At 73.5% G+C, this 14,438-nt stretch carries 14 protein-coding genes; 6 read left to right on the top strand and 8 right to left on the bottom strand.

The window, feature by feature from the left end:
* Positions 1-136: 136 nt before the first annotated feature.
* Positions 137-778, bottom strand: coding sequence for a DUF6758 family protein (locus C9F11_RS26765; RefSeq protein WP_138961642.1), 642 nt, complete (start codon positions 776-778; stop codon positions 137-139).
* Between the two features lie 459 nt (positions 779-1,237).
* Entirely contained in the window at positions 1,238-1,828 is a 591-nt protein-coding gene (locus C9F11_RS26760; RefSeq protein ID WP_138961641.1) for a suppressor of fused domain protein, read from the bottom strand.
* A gap of 503 nt (positions 1,829-2,331) precedes the next feature.
* Here C9F11_RS26760 and C9F11_RS26750 point away from each other — a divergent pair.
* Both C9F11_RS26750 and C9F11_RS26745 read left to right on the top strand, forming a co-directional pair.
* Positions 2,332-3,447: a magnesium and cobalt transport protein CorA gene (locus C9F11_RS26750; RefSeq protein WP_138961640.1), complete on the top strand. Its 1,116-nt coding sequence runs from the start codon at positions 2,332-2,334 to the stop codon at positions 3,445-3,447.
* Between the two features lie 41 nt (positions 3,448-3,488).
* Positions 3,489-4,004: a hypothetical protein gene (locus C9F11_RS26745; RefSeq protein ID WP_138961639.1), complete on the top strand. Its 516-nt coding sequence runs from the start codon at positions 3,489-3,491 to the stop codon at positions 4,002-4,004.
* 7 nt (positions 4,005-4,011) lie between these two features.
* Here the strand turns inward: C9F11_RS26745 and C9F11_RS26740 are convergent, their stop codons facing one another.
* Positions 4,012-4,773 (bottom strand): hypothetical protein, encoded by a 762-nt coding sequence (locus tag C9F11_RS26740; protein ID WP_138961638.1) that lies wholly within the window; start codon positions 4,771-4,773, stop codon positions 4,012-4,014.
* Positions 4,774-5,011: 238 nt separating this feature from the next.
* Between C9F11_RS26740 and C9F11_RS26735 the strand changes: the two genes are divergently transcribed.
* The 3 genes from C9F11_RS26735 to C9F11_RS26725 are packed head-to-tail and all read left to right on the top strand — an operon-like array spanning position 5,012 to position 8,050.
* Positions 5,012-6,286, top strand: coding sequence for a CBS domain-containing protein (locus tag C9F11_RS26735; protein WP_138961637.1), 1,275 nt, complete (start codon positions 5,012-5,014; stop codon positions 6,284-6,286).
* Positions 6,276-6,872: a DUF1003 domain-containing protein gene (locus C9F11_RS26730; protein ID WP_138961636.1), complete on the top strand. Its 597-nt coding sequence runs from the start codon at positions 6,276-6,278 to the stop codon at positions 6,870-6,872. Before C9F11_RS26735 ends, C9F11_RS26730 begins: the two co-directional genes overlap by 11 nt.
* 44 nt (positions 6,873-6,916) lie before the next feature.
* On the top strand, positions 6,917-8,050 hold the full coding sequence (locus C9F11_RS26725; protein WP_138961635.1) for an Mrp/NBP35 family ATP-binding protein: 1,134 nt from the start codon (positions 6,917-6,919) through the stop codon (positions 8,048-8,050).
* Positions 8,051-8,188: 138 nt separating this feature from the next.
* On the opposite strand, the gene C9F11_RS26720 is transcribed toward C9F11_RS26725, so the two are convergent.
* The 5 genes from C9F11_RS26720 to sigE all read right to left on the bottom strand — a co-directional run bounded on the left by C9F11_RS26720 (position 8,189) and on the right by sigE (position 13,444).
* A complete protein-coding gene (locus C9F11_RS26720; RefSeq protein ID WP_249401901.1) occupies positions 8,189-8,863 on the bottom strand; it encodes a hypothetical protein in 675 nt (224 codons plus the stop codon).
* A gap of 207 nt (positions 8,864-9,070) precedes the next feature.
* Positions 9,071-9,544, bottom strand: coding sequence for a sec-independent translocase (locus C9F11_RS26715; RefSeq protein WP_138961633.1), 474 nt, complete (start codon positions 9,542-9,544; stop codon positions 9,071-9,073).
* A gap of 119 nt (positions 9,545-9,663) precedes the next feature.
* Positions 9,664-11,607 carry a trypsin-like peptidase domain-containing protein gene (locus C9F11_RS26710; RefSeq protein ID WP_138961632.1) on the bottom strand — a complete coding sequence of 648 codons (1,944 nt, stop codon included), beginning with the start codon at positions 11,605-11,607 and terminating at the stop codon, positions 9,664-9,666.
* Between the two features lie 86 nt (positions 11,608-11,693).
* Positions 11,694-12,683 carry a zf-HC2 domain-containing protein gene (locus C9F11_RS26705; protein WP_138961631.1) on the bottom strand — a complete coding sequence of 330 codons (990 nt, stop codon included), beginning with the start codon at positions 12,681-12,683 and terminating at the stop codon, positions 11,694-11,696.
* Positions 12,680-13,444 (bottom strand): RNA polymerase sigma factor SigE, encoded by a 765-nt coding sequence (gene sigE, locus C9F11_RS26700; RefSeq protein ID WP_171075849.1) that lies wholly within the window; start codon positions 13,442-13,444, stop codon positions 12,680-12,682. Before sigE ends, C9F11_RS26705 begins: the two co-directional genes overlap by 4 nt.
* A 160-nt stretch (positions 13,445-13,604) precedes the next feature.
* On the opposite strand from sigE, the gene C9F11_RS26695 reads away from it, so the two are divergent.
* The gene (locus tag C9F11_RS26695; protein ID WP_138961630.1) at positions 13,605-14,303 is read left to right on the top strand and encodes an O-methyltransferase; all 699 of its coding nucleotides are present in this window, start codon (positions 13,605-13,607) and stop codon (positions 14,301-14,303) included.
* The last annotated feature ends 135 nt before the right edge of the window (positions 14,304-14,438 follow it).

Below are 14,438 nucleotides of genomic sequence, written 5' to 3'. Positions count from 1 at the left end.
TCGGGACGGACATAGGGGCGCTTCAAGGATAACGGCCGCCTCAGGGGCGACCGGCCAGCGCGTGCGCACGCGGAGCGCGCTCGGGGACACGGCGGGGACACAGTAGGTACAACGGCAGGGACACGCCCCGCGAGGGCTACGGCGTCAGCAGGCGCGGCGACAGCGCCCCGCAGGGCAGCAGTTCGACCTCCGCCCCCGCGTCCCGCAGGTCCGTGAGCACCAGCTCGTCGTACATCAGGAGCCCCGACTGCTCGGGCCACGCGACCGCCCACAGCCACAGGCCGCACGCCTCGCCCGCGAACACCGCGCGGTCCTCGGGCGTGCCGGACACGTGCCACATGGGCGTCGGGCGACCGGCGGCGAGGACCTTGGCGGCGGGCGGCTTGCCGACGTTCATGCCGGGGCCGGGGTCGGGGCCGTCGATGCCCGCGTAGCGCGCGCCGAGGCCGACGCCCAACTCCTCGGCGACCAGGATGAGTTCGCCGCCGCCGCCGAGCGGGGCGGGGCCCGAGCAGGCCACGGCGGTGGCCCGGCCGCCGCTGCGGTCGTCGCCCGCGCAGGCCACCCCGGTGAAGAGCCAGCCGACGGGCAGCGGCCAGGGCATCCACACCGGCACCTGCGCACGGTGCACCACGACGCTGAGCGCCTCGACGCTGGGCGGGATCACGGGCTGCAGCGGATGCACGGTGCCGTGCACGTCACACTGCCAGGAGTCGGCAAAGAGGCCGGGAGCCCTGACCCGGCCACCACACTTCGGGCAACTGGGTTCGCCCCTCATAGCGCCCCACGGTCCTCCCCGGTGGACGCCGCGTCAAGGACGATCACCCGTCCGGAGTGCGACCGCACGGCGCGGGCACCGGGAGGGCCGGGCGAGGGGCGTGGCCGCGCGGGACCGCGTACGCCTTCGGCCGGGGGTGGCGCAGGCGTACGGCGGTGGGGGTACGGGCGCCGGTGGTCCAGGGCCGGGGAGACGTACGGCCCAGGAGAGTGAGTGTGCCGGGCGCGGAAGCGTAGACGCACGCGACCCGGACGCGCGGCACGGGTACGCACCCGCTAGGGACGCACACGCCCCGGACGCGTGGCTCCGATACGCGCCCCCTGGACGCGCACGGACAGGACGCGTGGCCCCGATACGCACCCCCTGGACGCACACGGCCCCCATGCGCGACCCCGATACAGCCCCCCCTGGACGCACACGACCCGGAAGCCACGGCCCGTCGGCCCGGCGCCGGCCCCCTCAGTCCAGGGCGACGCCCGCGCGCAGCGGATCGCGCAGGTCCGTGCCCTTGCTCAGCCAGCGCTCCTGGAGGGCCTGCGCGCCGTGCACCCGCTTCCAGGCCGCCTCGTTCGGCGTCATCGGGAGCAGCGGCAGGAACCGTACGGGCTCCATCGGCTCGGCCAGCTCCAGATCCGCCACCAGGCCGCCGGGCTCGGCGACGAGGACCGAGGTGAAGGGCGCGCCCGGCCACAGCGGCTCGCCCACGTCCAGCGAGCTGCCGGGAGCCACCACGACGCCTTCGACCTGCGGTGACGCGGCGAGCACGGCCAGCGGCCTGAGCACCTTGTCGGTGTCGGCGACGCCGCCCCGCACGGAGAGGACCAGCTCCGCGCGCGGGCCCTTCACCGGGTCCGCGAGGACGGCCGTGGGGTCGGCCATCGGCTGGGCGGACATGCCGAGGGTGGCGTACCGCACGACCCCCGTGCTTTCGGCCGGAAAGCGCAACACCTCGACGCGGTCCGTACCGAGGAACGTCACCGCCGCGCGCGCGTCCGGTTCGCCCAGGCCGTCGCGCAACCGGGCCTCGACCAGAGCAAGAACATCAGCCATGCCGTGAGCATAGAACTCGTCAGTGATGGGTAAAGGTGGGGGTTTGGCGCACCGGTCGGCTGATACTGTTGGCTGCTGGCCCGGGCGGCACGCAGAAGCGTCGCTCTCAAGCCCGGACCTCAGGGCCCTCGGGTCCGCACTCGACGGACGGCGCCCGCGTGCGCCTGGGAACTCCCCTACGGGGGACCGGCCGGAGGAGGTGGGGCTGCAGTGGATCGAAGTCGACCGTGCAGTACCACTCGCTCTTCCGCCCGCTGACCTCCCGCAGCAACGACGCTGCGGCCGTGCGCCCGGCACTTCACGAACTCCTCGGCCCCGACCGGCCTGTGCCCCGCACGACGGAAGAGCACCGCGTTTCACCTGATCTGCATCAGTAGCGTTGCTGCCTCCGCGACGGTGCGGTGCTCCCCGCTTTGTGGACGTGCCTCCCAACACAGCCGGACGTCCCCATTCCGGGCAGTTCCACCCGCCGCAGGCGGCCCTTTCGTCGAAGGAGCCTGCCCATGTCGATGATCCGTGACCTGCGCGCCGCGGTCCGTCCCTCCCTGCGCAAGGACAGCGGCGCCTACAGCTCGTACGACGCGACCCGCGATCCCCGTGCCGCGTCCGCCGTCGTCGACTGCGCGGTCTACCGCGACGGCCGCCGCGTGTCCTGCGACGAGACCCTCACCCCGCACGAGGCGATGCTCCAGGTCCGCCGCGACGGCGGCTTCGCCTGGATCGGCCTGCACGAGCCGACGGAGGCCGAATTCGCGGGCATCGCCGCCGAGTTCGGGCTGCACCCGCTGGCCGTCGAGGACGCCGTCCACGCCCACCAGCGGCCCAAGCTGGAGCGCTACGACGACACGCTGTTCACGGTCTTCAAGACCATCCACTACGTGGAGCACGCCGAGCTGACCGCCACCAGCGAGGTGGTGGAGACCGGCGAGGTCATGTGCTTCACCGGCCGGGACTTCTTCATCACCGTCCGGCACGGCGGCCACGGCTCGCTGCGCGCGCTGCGCCGCCGCCTCCAGGACGAGCCCGAACTGCTCGCCAAGGGCCCGTCGGCGGTCCTGCACACCATCGCCGACCACGTCGTCGACGGCTATCTGGCGGTCGCCGACGCGATGCAGGTCGACATCGACGACGTCGAGAACGAGGTCTTCGCGGCCACCGGCAAGGGCGGCTCGCGCGGCGTCGACGCCGGGCGGATCTACCAGCTCAAGCGCGAGGTCCTGGAGTTCAAGCGGGCCGTGCAGCCGCTGCTGCGCCCGATGCAGCTGCTCAGCGAGCGCCCCATGCGGCTCGTCGACCCCGACATCCAGAAGTACTTCCGCGACGTCGCCGACCACCTCGCCCGCGTCCAGGAGCAGGTGCTCGGCTTCGACGAGCTGCTCAACTCGATCCTCCAGGCCAACCTCGCGCAGGCCGCCGTCGCGCAGAACGAGGACATGCGCAAGATCACGTCCTGGGCGGCCATCATCGCCGTCCCCACGGCCGTGTGCGGCGTCTACGGCATGAACTTCGACCACATGCCCGAACTGCACTGGCGCTTCGGCTACCCGATGGTCCTCGGCCTGATCGCGACGGCCTGCTACTCGATCCACCGCACCCTGAAGCGCAACGGCTGGCTGTGAGCGGGGGCCCCGGCCGCGGGGCCGCTGGCTAAGCTGCCGTCATGACCGCTGACACCCTGTTCGGGCGCGCCCTGATCGAAGAGGCCACCAAGAAGTCCGGCCTGATCTGGGTGCGCGGCGCGGGTCCCGCCCGCGCCCTGTGGCACGTCTGGCTCGACGGCGCGGCGCACCTCGTGGGCGACGGCCCCGGCGAGCAGCCCCTGCCGCACCTCGCCGACGGCGCCACCGCCGAGGTGACCGTGCGCAGCAAGGACAAGGGCGGCCGCCTCCTGTCCTGGACGGCCACGGTCACGGAGCTCGCGCCGCGCACCGAGGAGTGGGAGGCGGCGGTGGCCGAGCTGAAGGGCAAGCGGCTGAACGCCCCCGACGGCGAGCGCGTCGTCGAGCGCTGGGCGGCCGAGTGCCGCGTGCTGCGCCTCACGCCGCGCGAGGCGGACCTGGAGCCCCCGGGCGGCTCACTGGCGGCCCCGCCGCTGCCGACGCCCGCGACGACCCGCAGGCCCATGCCCCAGGCGCTGCCGAAGCTGCTCCTGGGCAGGGGGAGGAAGCGGCGCTGAGCGGCGGCTACGACGTGGGCAGCTGCTTGCCGTAGTCCACCGTCTCGTTCAGGCCCGGCTCCTTCAGCGGGACGGCCTGGTTCCACTCGCTGAGCCGCAGCGTGCCCGCGCCGCCCGCGCGCCGCAGGGTCAGCGGGTACGGCTTGCCGTCGAGGGACACCTCCAGGGTGCCGCCCGCGCCCTCGTCGCCGCTGATCCTGATGTAGCGCTTGCTGCCGGAGCCGCCGCGCTCGCCCTTGGCCAGCGTGCCGTGCAGCGCGAGGGTGCCGTCGAGCAGCACGTCCTTGTCGGTGAACCCGCTGAGCCTGCGGTAGGCCGGGTCGCCCTGGGGCACCTTCACGTACTTGCCGTCGAGCTTGGCCGCCGCCGAGCTGTCCGCGCCCGGGGAGCCGCCGTCCTCGCCCTCGTGCGCCCAGAAGGCCGAGTCCGCCTTCAGGAAGAGGTTCTCGCCGACGCGGAGCAGCTCGAACATCTGCCCCTTGGACGTCACCGTGCCCGTCCCGCCGTTGGCCGTGAGCCGCATGTCGAGCTTGTACGTGTGGCCCTTGGTGACCACGCTGCCGGACAGCCGCACGGCGGGTGCCGCCTCGGCGGCCTGCCGGGCCTTGCTCTGGATCCTGGCCGCGGAGAGCTTGCCGACGCCGTTCGTGCCCTGGTCCGGATCCTCCCCGCCACCGCCGCACGCCGTCAGCCCCGCACCGCCCACCACGAGCCCCGCACACACCGCGCCGAGCAGCGCGGACCTTCGGAATCGGGGAGCCGGTCGCATCGCAGTCACAGGTGGGGCTGCCTCTCGTGCGGACGTCGTCTGCGGCCACGGCCGTACGCCTGGACGGCCGGGCGTACCGCAGCGTACCGGTGTCTCCCACACCCCTCGGAGCCAGTCCGTCCGGACCGCTCACCAGGGCATATGCGCGGGGTACGGGCTAGCCTGAACCCCGTATCACCGGCATAGGGCACATACCGCCGAAACGGTTCCCTGACGCACCCCGAGAAAGGCGCGGCACATGGCAGGAGGCGCGCCCCGGATCTTCGTCTCGCACCTGTCCGGCACCGCGGTCTTCGACCCGAACGGCGACCAGGTGGGCCGCGTGCGCGACCTCGTCGTCATGCTCCGCGTCGGCAGGAGGCCGCCCCGGCTGCTCGGCCTGGTCGTCGAGCTCGCGACCCGCCGGCGCATCTTCCTGCCCATGACCCGGGTGACCGGCATCGAGTCCGGCGAGGTCATCAGCACCGGCGTCCTGAACGTGCGCCGCTTCGAGCAGCGCCCCACCGAGCGCCTCGTGCTCGGCGAGATGCTCGACCGGCGCGTGCGCCTGGTGGAGACCGGCGAGGAGGTCACCGTCCTCGACGTGTCCGTGCGCCAGCTCCCGGCCCGCCGCGACTGGGAGGTCGACCGGGTCTTCGTCCGCAAGGGCAAGGAGGGCGCCTTCCGGCGCAAGGGCGAGACGCTGACCGTCGACTGGTCCGCCGTGGACGGCTTCTCCCTGGAGGAGCACGGGCAGGGCGCCGAGAACCTGCTCGCCACCTTCGAGCAGCTGCGCCCCGCCGACCTCGCCAACGTCCTGCACCACCTCTCCGCCAAGCGCCGCGCCGAGGTGGCCGCCGCCCTCGACGACGACCGGCTCGCCGACGTCCTCGAAGAGCTCCCGGAGGACGACCAGATCGAGATCCTCGGCAAGCTCAAGGAGGAGCGCGCCGCCGACGTCCTGGAGGCCATGGACCCCGACGACGCGGCCGACCTGCTCGCCGAGCTCCCCGAGGACGACAAGGAACGCCTGCTGACCCTGATGCAGCCGGACGACGCGGCCGACGTACGGCGCCTGATGGCGTACGAGGAGCGCACGGCGGGCGGTCTGATGACGACCGAGCCGATCGTGCTCCGCCCGGACGCCACGGTCGCCGACGCCCTCGCCCGGGTGCGGCAGGAGGACCTCTCGCCCGCCCTCGCCGCGCAGGTGTACGTGTGCCGCCCGCCGGACGAGACCCCGACCGGCAAGTACCTGGGCACCGTGCACTTCCAGCGGCTCCTGCGCGACCCGCCCTACACGCTCGTCGGCTCGATCCTCGACGACGATCTGCGGCCCCTCTCGCCGGAGGACCAGCTGCCGGTCGTCGCGGGCTTCTTCGCCGCGTACGACATGGTGGCGGCGCCCGTGGTCGACGAGGGGGGCGCGCTCCTCGGAGCCGTCACCGTCGACGACGTACTGGACCACATGCTGCCCGAGGACTGGCGCGAGACGGAGTTCCACCTCCAGGAGGAGGCCGGCCATGGCGCGTGAACGGCAGGGACGCGTCGGCGGGCGCGAGCGCGAGGCGCGCGAGGAGCGGCGCGAGCCCCGGCCGGAGACCCGGCCCCGGTTCCGCCTCGACCAGCCCCGTGCGCGGCGCCGCAAACTCCTTCCGGACTACGACCCCGAGGCCTTCGGGCGGCTCTCGGAGCGGATCGCGCGCTTCCTCGGCACCGGCCGGTTCATCGTCTGGATGACGGTCGTCATCATCATGTGGGTGGTCTGGAACGTCTCCGCCCCCGAGAGCCTGCGCTTCGACAACTACCCCTTCATCTTCCTGACCCTGATGCTCTCGCTCCAGGCCTCCTACGCGGCCCCGCTGATCCTGCTCGCGCAGAACCGCCAGGACGACCGCGACCGCGTCACCCACGAGCAGGACCGCAGGCAGAACGAGCGCTCCATCGCCGACACCGAGTACCTGACGCGCGAGCTGGCCTCGCTGCGCATGGGCCTCGGCGAGGTCGCCACCCGTGACTGGCTCCGCTCCGAACTCCAGGACCTGGTCAAGGAGCTGGAGGAGCAGCGTCCGGTATTCCCGCCCGAGGCCGCCCGGGCACGTGACGTAGGCGACCGCTGACGGGCCTTCCGAACCCCCCTACCGGGAGCCGTACCATCGAGTACATGGTTACGGAAGACGCGGTGCGCGAAGCGCTGGCGACGGTGAACGACCCCGAGATCCAGCGGCCCATCACCGAACTGGGGATGGTCAAGTCCGTGGACATCGGCGCGGACGGCGCGGTCGCGGTCGCGGTGTATCTGACGGTCTCCGGCTGCCCGATGCGGGACACGATCACGAAGAACGTGACGGACGCCGTCGCCCGCGTCGAGGGCGTCACACGGGTCGACGTGACGCTCGACGTGATGAGCGACGAGCAGCGCAAGGAGCTCGCGACGGCGCTGCGCGGCGGCCAGGCCGAGCGCGAGGTGCCCTTCGCCAAGCCCGGCTCCCTGACCCGTGTGTACGCGGTCGCCTCCGGCAAGGGCGGCGTCGGCAAGTCGTCCGTGACGGTGAACCTCGCGGCGGCGATGGCAGCCGACGGCCTCAAGGTCGGCGTGGTCGACGCCGACATCTACGGCCACTCGGTGCCGCGCATGCTCGGCGCGGACGGCCGCCCCACCCAGGTCGAGAACATGATCATGCCGCCGTCGGCGAACGGCGTGAAGGTCATCTCCATCGGCATGTTCACGCCGGGCAACGCGCCGGTGGTGTGGCGCGGCCCGATGCTGCACCGCGCGCTCCAGCAGTTCCTCGCGGACGTCTTCTGGGGCGATCTGGACGTGCTCCTGATGGACCTGCCGCCGGGCACCGGCGACATCGCGATCTCCGTCGCCCAGCTGGTGCCGAACGCCGAGATCCTGGTCGTCACCACGCCCCAGCAGGCGGCGGCCGAGGTCGCCGAGCGCGCGGGCTCCATCGCCGTCCAGACCCACCAGAAGATCGTCGGCGTGGTCGAGAACATGTCCGGGCTGCCCTGCCCGCACTGCGGCGAGATGGTCGACGTCTTCGGCACGGGCGGCGGCCAGCGGGTCGCCGAGGGCCTCACGAAGACGACCGGCGCGACGGTGCCGGTGCTCGGCTCCATCCCCATCGACGTGCGCCTGCGCGAGGGCGGCGACGAGGGCAGGCCGGTGGTCCTCTCCGACCCCGAGTCCCCGGCGGGCAGCGCGCTGCGCACGATCGCGGGCAAGCTCGGCGGCCGCCAGCGCGGCCTGTCCGGCCTGTCCCTGGGCATCACGCCGCGCAACAAGTTCTGACGCGAAGCCCGGGAACGGACGGGGCATCGAGCCCGTCCGGCGTGTGAGGACGAGGCCGGAGGCCGACGAGCGCACCCGCGCGGGAAGGGGCGCCGCCCATCGCGAGCGGCGCCCCTTCCCGCGTACCTGCCCGGAGGGCTACTTCGCGTAGGCGGCGATGTCCTTGACCACCGAGAAGCCGAGGCCGTACGCGCTCATCCCGCGCCCGTACGCCCCCAGATGCACCCCCTCCTGGGTGGACCCGGCGAGGACCCAGCCGTACTCGGACTCCCGGTAGTGGAACGAGGTCGGGACCCCGTCCACCGGCAGGGAGAGGGACGACCAGTCGGAGCCGTCGAGGTCGTCCGCGAGGACCCACGCCGTCTCCGTCTGCTGGTCCAGCCAGTCGTCCCGCAGGCTGTGGTCCATCTGCCCGGGCCAGGTGTAGGACAGCAGCCCGACCCCGGCGAGCCAGGCCGCGGAGGACACCGAGGTGGCCTCCAGGACGCCCGTGCCGTCGGCGCTGCGCCGCACCGGGTTGGCGGCGACGGTCACCACGACCGCGAACCGCTCCCTGTCCCCGTTGCCGAGGCCGCCCTCGGCGCGGACCGAGGGCTCGTCGCCGTGGCCGATCGAACCGTGCTCCACGGCGCCGTCCGCCGCGGTGCCGACCTGCATCAGCCAGCGCGGTCCCGTGAAGGCCTCGTCCAGGCCGTACCAGGGGAAGGGCGCCAGCAGGTAGCCGTCGACCGTACGCCGGGCGGAGGGCACCGCTTGCGACGCGGTACCGTCCGCGGCTGACGCCTGAGCGCCTACCCGACTTGTCGTCTCCATGTACCCGGCCGCCTCCTCGCTGTCGTCGGTCCGGAGCGGCCCGCCCCCCTCGGGCGTCCTCACGCCGGACAACAAGGCAGGATAGCCACACCGATTCCGGAAGCCGCCAAAGGAGTCGGCGGACGGGTGGCCGGAAGGCCATGACCGCGGGCACCACGGCGCACCGGACGGCGCACGCGTGGCGCCGGATGGCGCACGCGGGTGCGCTCAGGTCGCGTCGGCGTCGAAGGGCGGGTGGTCGTCGGCCGCGGGCTTGGCGGGGCGCTTCTCCATGTCGATCCGGCCGCTGCCGTTCGCCGAGGCCGTGGACGTGCCGGAGCGGCTCGCGCCGTCCGCGCGGTCTTGGCCGGACTCGCTCTCGCGCCCGTGCACGGAGTCGGCCACTTCGGCCATTTCCTTGCGCAGGTCGAAGCCGTTGCGGATTTCCTTGAGCCCGAGGTCGTCCCGCTCCATCTGCTTGCGGATGAACTTCTTCGGGTTCAGGTCGTCGAACTCGAAGTCCTTGAACTCCGGTCCGAGTTCGTCCCGTATGTCCTGCTTCGCACTGTCCGAGAACTGGCGGATCTTACGGATGGTCCGGGAGGCGTCCTGAATGAACTTGGGCAGCTTGTCCGGGCCGAAGATGAGTACAGCGAGGATGACCAGCGTCACTATCTCGAATACGCCGATGTCGTTGAACACCCTGAGCTCCTTGCCGTCCGGACCCGCTCTACGGTACCCGGCGCTGCTGTACGTCCGGTAGCCGCCGGGCGTCAACGACATCAACAGCGGCAAGTGCGCGCCAGGAGCGCGCTCCCGGCTCAGTCGCCACTGGCGCTGCCGAGGACCAGCGTCACGGTGCGCTCGTCCCCGCCCCGCTCGATGGTCAGCTCCAGGCGGTCCCCGGGCCGGTGCGCGCGGACCTTGACGATCAGCTCGTCGCCGGAGTGCACCGGGCGGCCGTCGACCTCGGTGATCACGTCGCCCGGCCGGAGCCCGGCCTTGGCGCCGGGGCCGCCCCGGGTGACGGCGGGGCCGCCGTTCTGGCTCTTGCTCGCGATGCGGGCGCCGTCGCCCGTGAACCGCTTGTCGATGGTGACGCCGATCACCGGGTGCGTGGCCCGGCCGGTGTTGATCAGCTCCTCGGCGACCCGCTTGCCCTGGTTGATCGGGATGGCGAAGCCGAGCCCGATGGAACCGGCCTGCCCGCCCTCGGACTCCGAGCCGCCGTCGGCGGAGCGGATGGCGCTGTTGATGCCGATGACGCGGGCCTTGGAGTCGACGAGCGGCCCGCCGGAGTTGCCGGGGTTGATGGGCGCGTCGGTCTGGAGGGCGTTGACGTACGAGACGTCGCTTCCGTCGCCCTTCTCGCCGCCCGCCGTGATGGGCCGCTCCTTGGCGCTGATGATCCCGGAGGTGACGGTGTTGGCGAGGTCGAAGGGCGCGCCGATGGCGACCACGGGGTCACCGACCTGCACGTTCTCGGAGTTGCCGAGGGGCAGCGGCTTCAGGCCGCGGACGCGGGTGACCTTCACGACGGCCAGGTCGTATCCGCTGTCCCTGCCGATGACCTTGGCGCGCGCGGTCTCGCCGCCGCTGAAGGTCACGGATATCTCGCCGCCCGTTCCCGCCGGTTCGACGACGTGGTTGTTCGTGAGGATGTGGCCCTTGCCGTCGAGGACGAATCCGGTGCCGGTGCCGGACCCGTCGTCGCCGCGCACGTGCAGCGTGACGACACCGGGCAGGGCACTCGCGGCGATCCCCGCCACGCTGTCCTTGGGCCGGGTGTGGGACTCCGCACCCGCCTGCGGCAGCTCCACGCCACCGCCGCCGATGCCGCCCTCACGCTCCAGATACGCCCCCACGGCGCCGCCGATGCCGCCCGCGACGAGCGCGATGAACACCGCCCCGGCCACCAGCGCCCGCCGCCCGCGCTTGCGCCGCTGCTCCCGCGTCTCGACGGCGGCACCGGTCTGCTGCAGAGGAGCGGCACTCCAGGGGTCGTAGCGCTGCCAGGGGGCGGGAGCAGCCGGGGCCGCGCCCGGGGTGGGGGTGCCGTGGGCCGGGGTCGTGCCCGGGTGCTGCACGGGCGGGGCGGGGGCCCACGGGCCGGGCCCGCCGTACGGCGGGGTGCTGTACGGGTCGGGCTCGTGCAGCGGCTGGGGGCGGTCGGCCGGGGTGTGAGCCGGGGCGGGTGCGACCGCCTGAGCGGACGCCGCCACCGGGGCCACCGGGGCCGCCGGGGCCGCCGGGGCGGGCGGGGCCGCCGGGGCGGGCGGCGCAGGTGTGGCGGTCCGGCTGGGGTCACTGTCGGATGCCGGGACGGCCGGGGAGCCGGGCGCTGCGGGCGCGGGGGCGGCCGCGCCGGGGTAGCTGTCGGGCGCCGCTGGGGAGCCGGGCGCGGCGTCGGACAGGCCGGGGCGGCCGTCGGTCGGCTGGGCCGCCAGGGAGCCGGGCACTGCGGGCGCGGCGTCGGGCGCGCCGGGGTGGCTGTCGGGTGCCGGGGCCGCCGGGGAGCCGGGCTCTGTGGGTGTCGCCCGGGCGGGGGCCGTGGGGGTGGGGTGGGTGTCGGTCGGGTGGGGCTGCCGGGGCGCGGCGGCCGGGGGGACACCGGGGGCCCCGGGCGGGGTGCCCGGAGCCGGGGGCGGGGTGTGAGGGGCCGGGGGGCGGGCCTCGGGGGTGCCGGGGGCGCGGGGTATGTCCGCTTCCCCGTGCGGCCCGGCGCCCACGTCCCCGCTCGGCCCAGTACCCACGACCTCGTCCATGCTCTCCCCACAACTGCCCACGGCGGACGCCGATTCCGTGCCCGTCGGGCACACCGGGGAATTCAACCAGGTCCGCGCGCCCGACGTCAGTGGATCTCGGCCGTGCCCCGTCGCTGGGCGAGGCCGGGGGGCGGTGTCGCCCGGGGCGCCGGGTCCGCGGCCGCGTTCAGCGTGAGGCCGCCCGCGGGGACGTCCGGTCTCTCCGGATCGTCCGGGGCGGCGGCGCGCACCAGTGGCGACATCACCCCGGCACCGGCGAGCAGCGGGGCCGTGAGGTGCTGGGGCGTCCGCGTGGAGGGCCCGGGCGCACCGGACAGGAGCGGTACCGCGGCCGTGGTCGACGCGGGCGCCTGGGGCCGCTGTCCCTGGACGGAGAAGGGGCTGCCGCCCCGGCGGCGCGTCGACTCGGGGACGCCGGTGGCGGGCGCCGGCTGCGAGCGCGGCGGCGAGGCGTTGCTGTTCGTCCCCGCGCCGCCCGCGCGCTGGTCGGCGGAGCCGAGCGGAGCGCTCACCGTGACCCCGCCGAGCGCTATCGCGGCGAGGGACACGGCTCCGGCGGCCGCGAAGGCGAACCGTCGCCCGCGCCAGCCGGACCGCTCGGCCTCGGTCCTGCCGACGGCGTGTATGCGAAAGCCGCGCTGCTCGCTGGGGAGCACCGCCGCGTGGGCGCCCGAGGGCGCGTACTCGACGAGGGGGTCGGGGCGCGGGCCGCTGAGGGAGAACACACCGCCGCGGGGCAGGCCCGTCGTGCCGGACGAGCCCGTGGCGAAGCCGTCGTCGACGGGGGTGCGCGGGCCGCCCTGGCCCTCGATGTCGTCGAGGCTCATGCCCGGCAGGTTCTGCAGCCGGGCGAGGAAGCTCTCACTGGGCGGCGGGGCCGCCGTCTGCGCGAACACGCTCTTGAGCCGGCGCTGGGCGTCGGCTTCCGTTTTGCACGTAGGACAGGTGGCCAGATGGGCGAGCACTCGCTCGCGCGCGTCATGACCGAGCTCACCGTCGACCAGCGCGGCGAGCCGGTCCCCCAGGTGCTGCTCGGCGAAATGCCGCTCGGCAGGATTGGACCGTGATCCACTCACGCGGTCGCGCCCCCTCCTCCCAGCGCCACGGCACCGGTGACCGCGAGCGAACGGCGCTCGGCGCGGGCCTCGGGCGACCGGTGCTGGAGCGCCTTGCGGAGCTGGGAGCGGCCACGGTGGATACGGCTGCGGACCGTACCGAGCTTGACGCCCAGGGTGGCGGCGATCTCCTCGTACGAAAGGCCCTCGATGTCGCACAGGACGACGGCGGCGCGGAATTCGGGCGCGAGGGTGTCGAGCGCCTGCTGGACGTCCGCGTCGAAGTGCGTGTCGTTGAACACCTGCTGGGGGGACGGCTCGCGGCTCGGGAGGCGCTCGGCGGCGTCGTCCCCCAGGGCGTCGAACCGGATGCGCTGCTTGCGGCGCACCATGTCCAGGAAGAGGTTCGTGGTGATGCGGTGCAGCCAGCCCTCGAAGGTGCCGGGCGTGTACGTCGACAGGGAGCGGAAGACGCGGACGAAGACTTCCTGCGTGAGGTCCTCGGCGTCGTGCTGGTTGCCCGTCAGGCGGTAGGCGAGGCGGTAGACGCGGCCGCTGTGGGTGCTGACGATCTCCTCCCAGGTGGGGGGAGTCCACGCCTGGGCATCCGCGTCAGCGGCAAAGGTCGCGGTCTGAGCGGAGTTAGCGCGGTCAGCGGTGTCGGTCACGGATTTCGGCCTACCCGCCAACCTGAGAAAACGCCGGAGCGCTCCTCCCTGATCCGCGGACTCGGCCGCACCTCCCCTGTCGGCTCTGGTGGTGTCCAGTGGAGCCCCTACCATAACCACCTCGCCCGTTAGCTCCGGATAAGCGTTTTTACCTAGATTTGCCGATTGGGCGTTCGGAACGGCCCTTTCGATCGTGCCTTGATCCATCCGATTCCCCCGTCGGCTGCCCCCGGACTGTCCCGGTCGGCCTCACACCTGACTAACGCCCGGTCCCATCTGCGGGTTCCCGGGCCCAACGGATACAGTCACCGCCAGGCAACCACGGGGACAGGAGAGGGCCATTAGCGGCAACCGGCAGACGAGCTGGGCGTTCGCCGACGCCTTTGTCGCCGAGGACGAGGCGCTGCTCTGGGCCCGCGACCGCGCGCGGGACGCGGGGCTGCGCTCCGTGTCGCCCGGCACCGGCGCCGCGCTGCGGCTGCTCGCCGCCACCGTGGACGCCAAGGCCGTCGCCGAGATCGGCACGGGCACGGGGGTCTCCGGCATCCATCTGCTGCACGGCATGCGCCCCGACGGGGTGCTGACCACCGTGGACCCGGAGCCCGAGCGCCAGCAGTTCGCCCGGATGGCGTTCCGGGCCGCCGGCTTCGCCGGGAACCGCGCCCGCTTCATCCCGGGCCGCGCCCTCGACGTCCTGCCGCGCCTCGCCGACGGCGGCTACGACCTCGTCTTCTGCGACGGCGATCGGCTCGAGTGCCTCGACTACCTCGCTGAATCGTTGCGCCTGCTGCGTCCCGGGGGCCTCGTCTGTTTCGAGGGCGTGTTCTTCGACGGCCGCACCGTCGACTCCGGACCCCAGCCCATAGAGGTACTGCGCCTGCGGGAGCTGCTCCGCGCGGTGCGCGAGAGCCAGGACCTCGTACCGTCGATCCTGCCGGTGGGCGACGGCTTGCTGTGCGCGGTCAAGCGCTAGGACCCGTCCGACAAACGCCAGGACCCGTCCGACGGGTCGGCGGGGCCGTCACCGGGGCCGCGGGGCGGGGCGCGTCAAACTCCCGTATGCCTTGGGCCGCCCGGCGATCTTCCGCACACAGCACTGCCCCGGCTC

Origin of the sequence: Streptomyces sp. YIM 121038 (assembly GCF_006088715.1) — a bacterium.
Taxonomy (GTDB): Bacteria; Actinomycetota; Actinomycetes; order Streptomycetales; family Streptomycetaceae; genus Streptomyces.
This window is presented reverse-complemented; position numbering and strand designations above follow the sequence as displayed.

Bases quoted from the DNA above. Each gene is read 5' to 3' on its own strand.
- C9F11_RS26720 (WP_249401901.1), bottom strand. From the start codon at position 8,863: ATGGAGACGACAAGTCGGGTAGGCGCTCAGGCGTCAGCCGCGGACGGT.
- C9F11_RS26750 (WP_138961640.1), top strand. From the start codon at position 2,332: ATGTCGATGATCCGTGACCTGCGCGCCGCGGTCCGTCCCTCCCTGCGC.
- sigE (WP_171075849.1), bottom strand. From the start codon at position 13,444: ATGGTAGGGGCTCCACTGGACACCACCAGAGCCGACAGGGGAGGTGCG.
- C9F11_RS26730 (WP_138961636.1), top strand. From the start codon at position 6,276: ATGGCGCGTGAACGGCAGGGACGCGTCGGCGGGCGCGAGCGCGAGGCG.
- C9F11_RS26760 (WP_138961641.1), bottom strand. From the start codon at position 1,828: ATGGCTGATGTTCTTGCTCTGGTCGAGGCCCGGTTGCGCGACGGCCTG.
- C9F11_RS26765 (WP_138961642.1), bottom strand. From the start codon at position 778: ATGAGGGGCGAACCCAGTTGCCCGAAGTGTGGTGGCCGGGTCAGGGCT.
- C9F11_RS26735 (WP_138961637.1), top strand. From the start codon at position 5,012: ATGGCAGGAGGCGCGCCCCGGATCTTCGTCTCGCACCTGTCCGGCACC.
- C9F11_RS26745 (WP_138961639.1), top strand. From the start codon at position 3,489: ATGACCGCTGACACCCTGTTCGGGCGCGCCCTGATCGAAGAGGCCACC.
- C9F11_RS26725 (WP_138961635.1), top strand. From the start codon at position 6,917: ATGGTTACGGAAGACGCGGTGCGCGAAGCGCTGGCGACGGTGAACGAC.
- C9F11_RS26740 (WP_138961638.1), bottom strand. From the start codon at position 4,773: ATGCGACCGGCTCCCCGATTCCGAAGGTCCGCGCTGCTCGGCGCGGTG.
- C9F11_RS26710 (WP_138961632.1), bottom strand. From the start codon at position 11,607: ATGGACGAGGTCGTGGGTACTGGGCCGAGCGGGGACGTGGGCGCCGGG.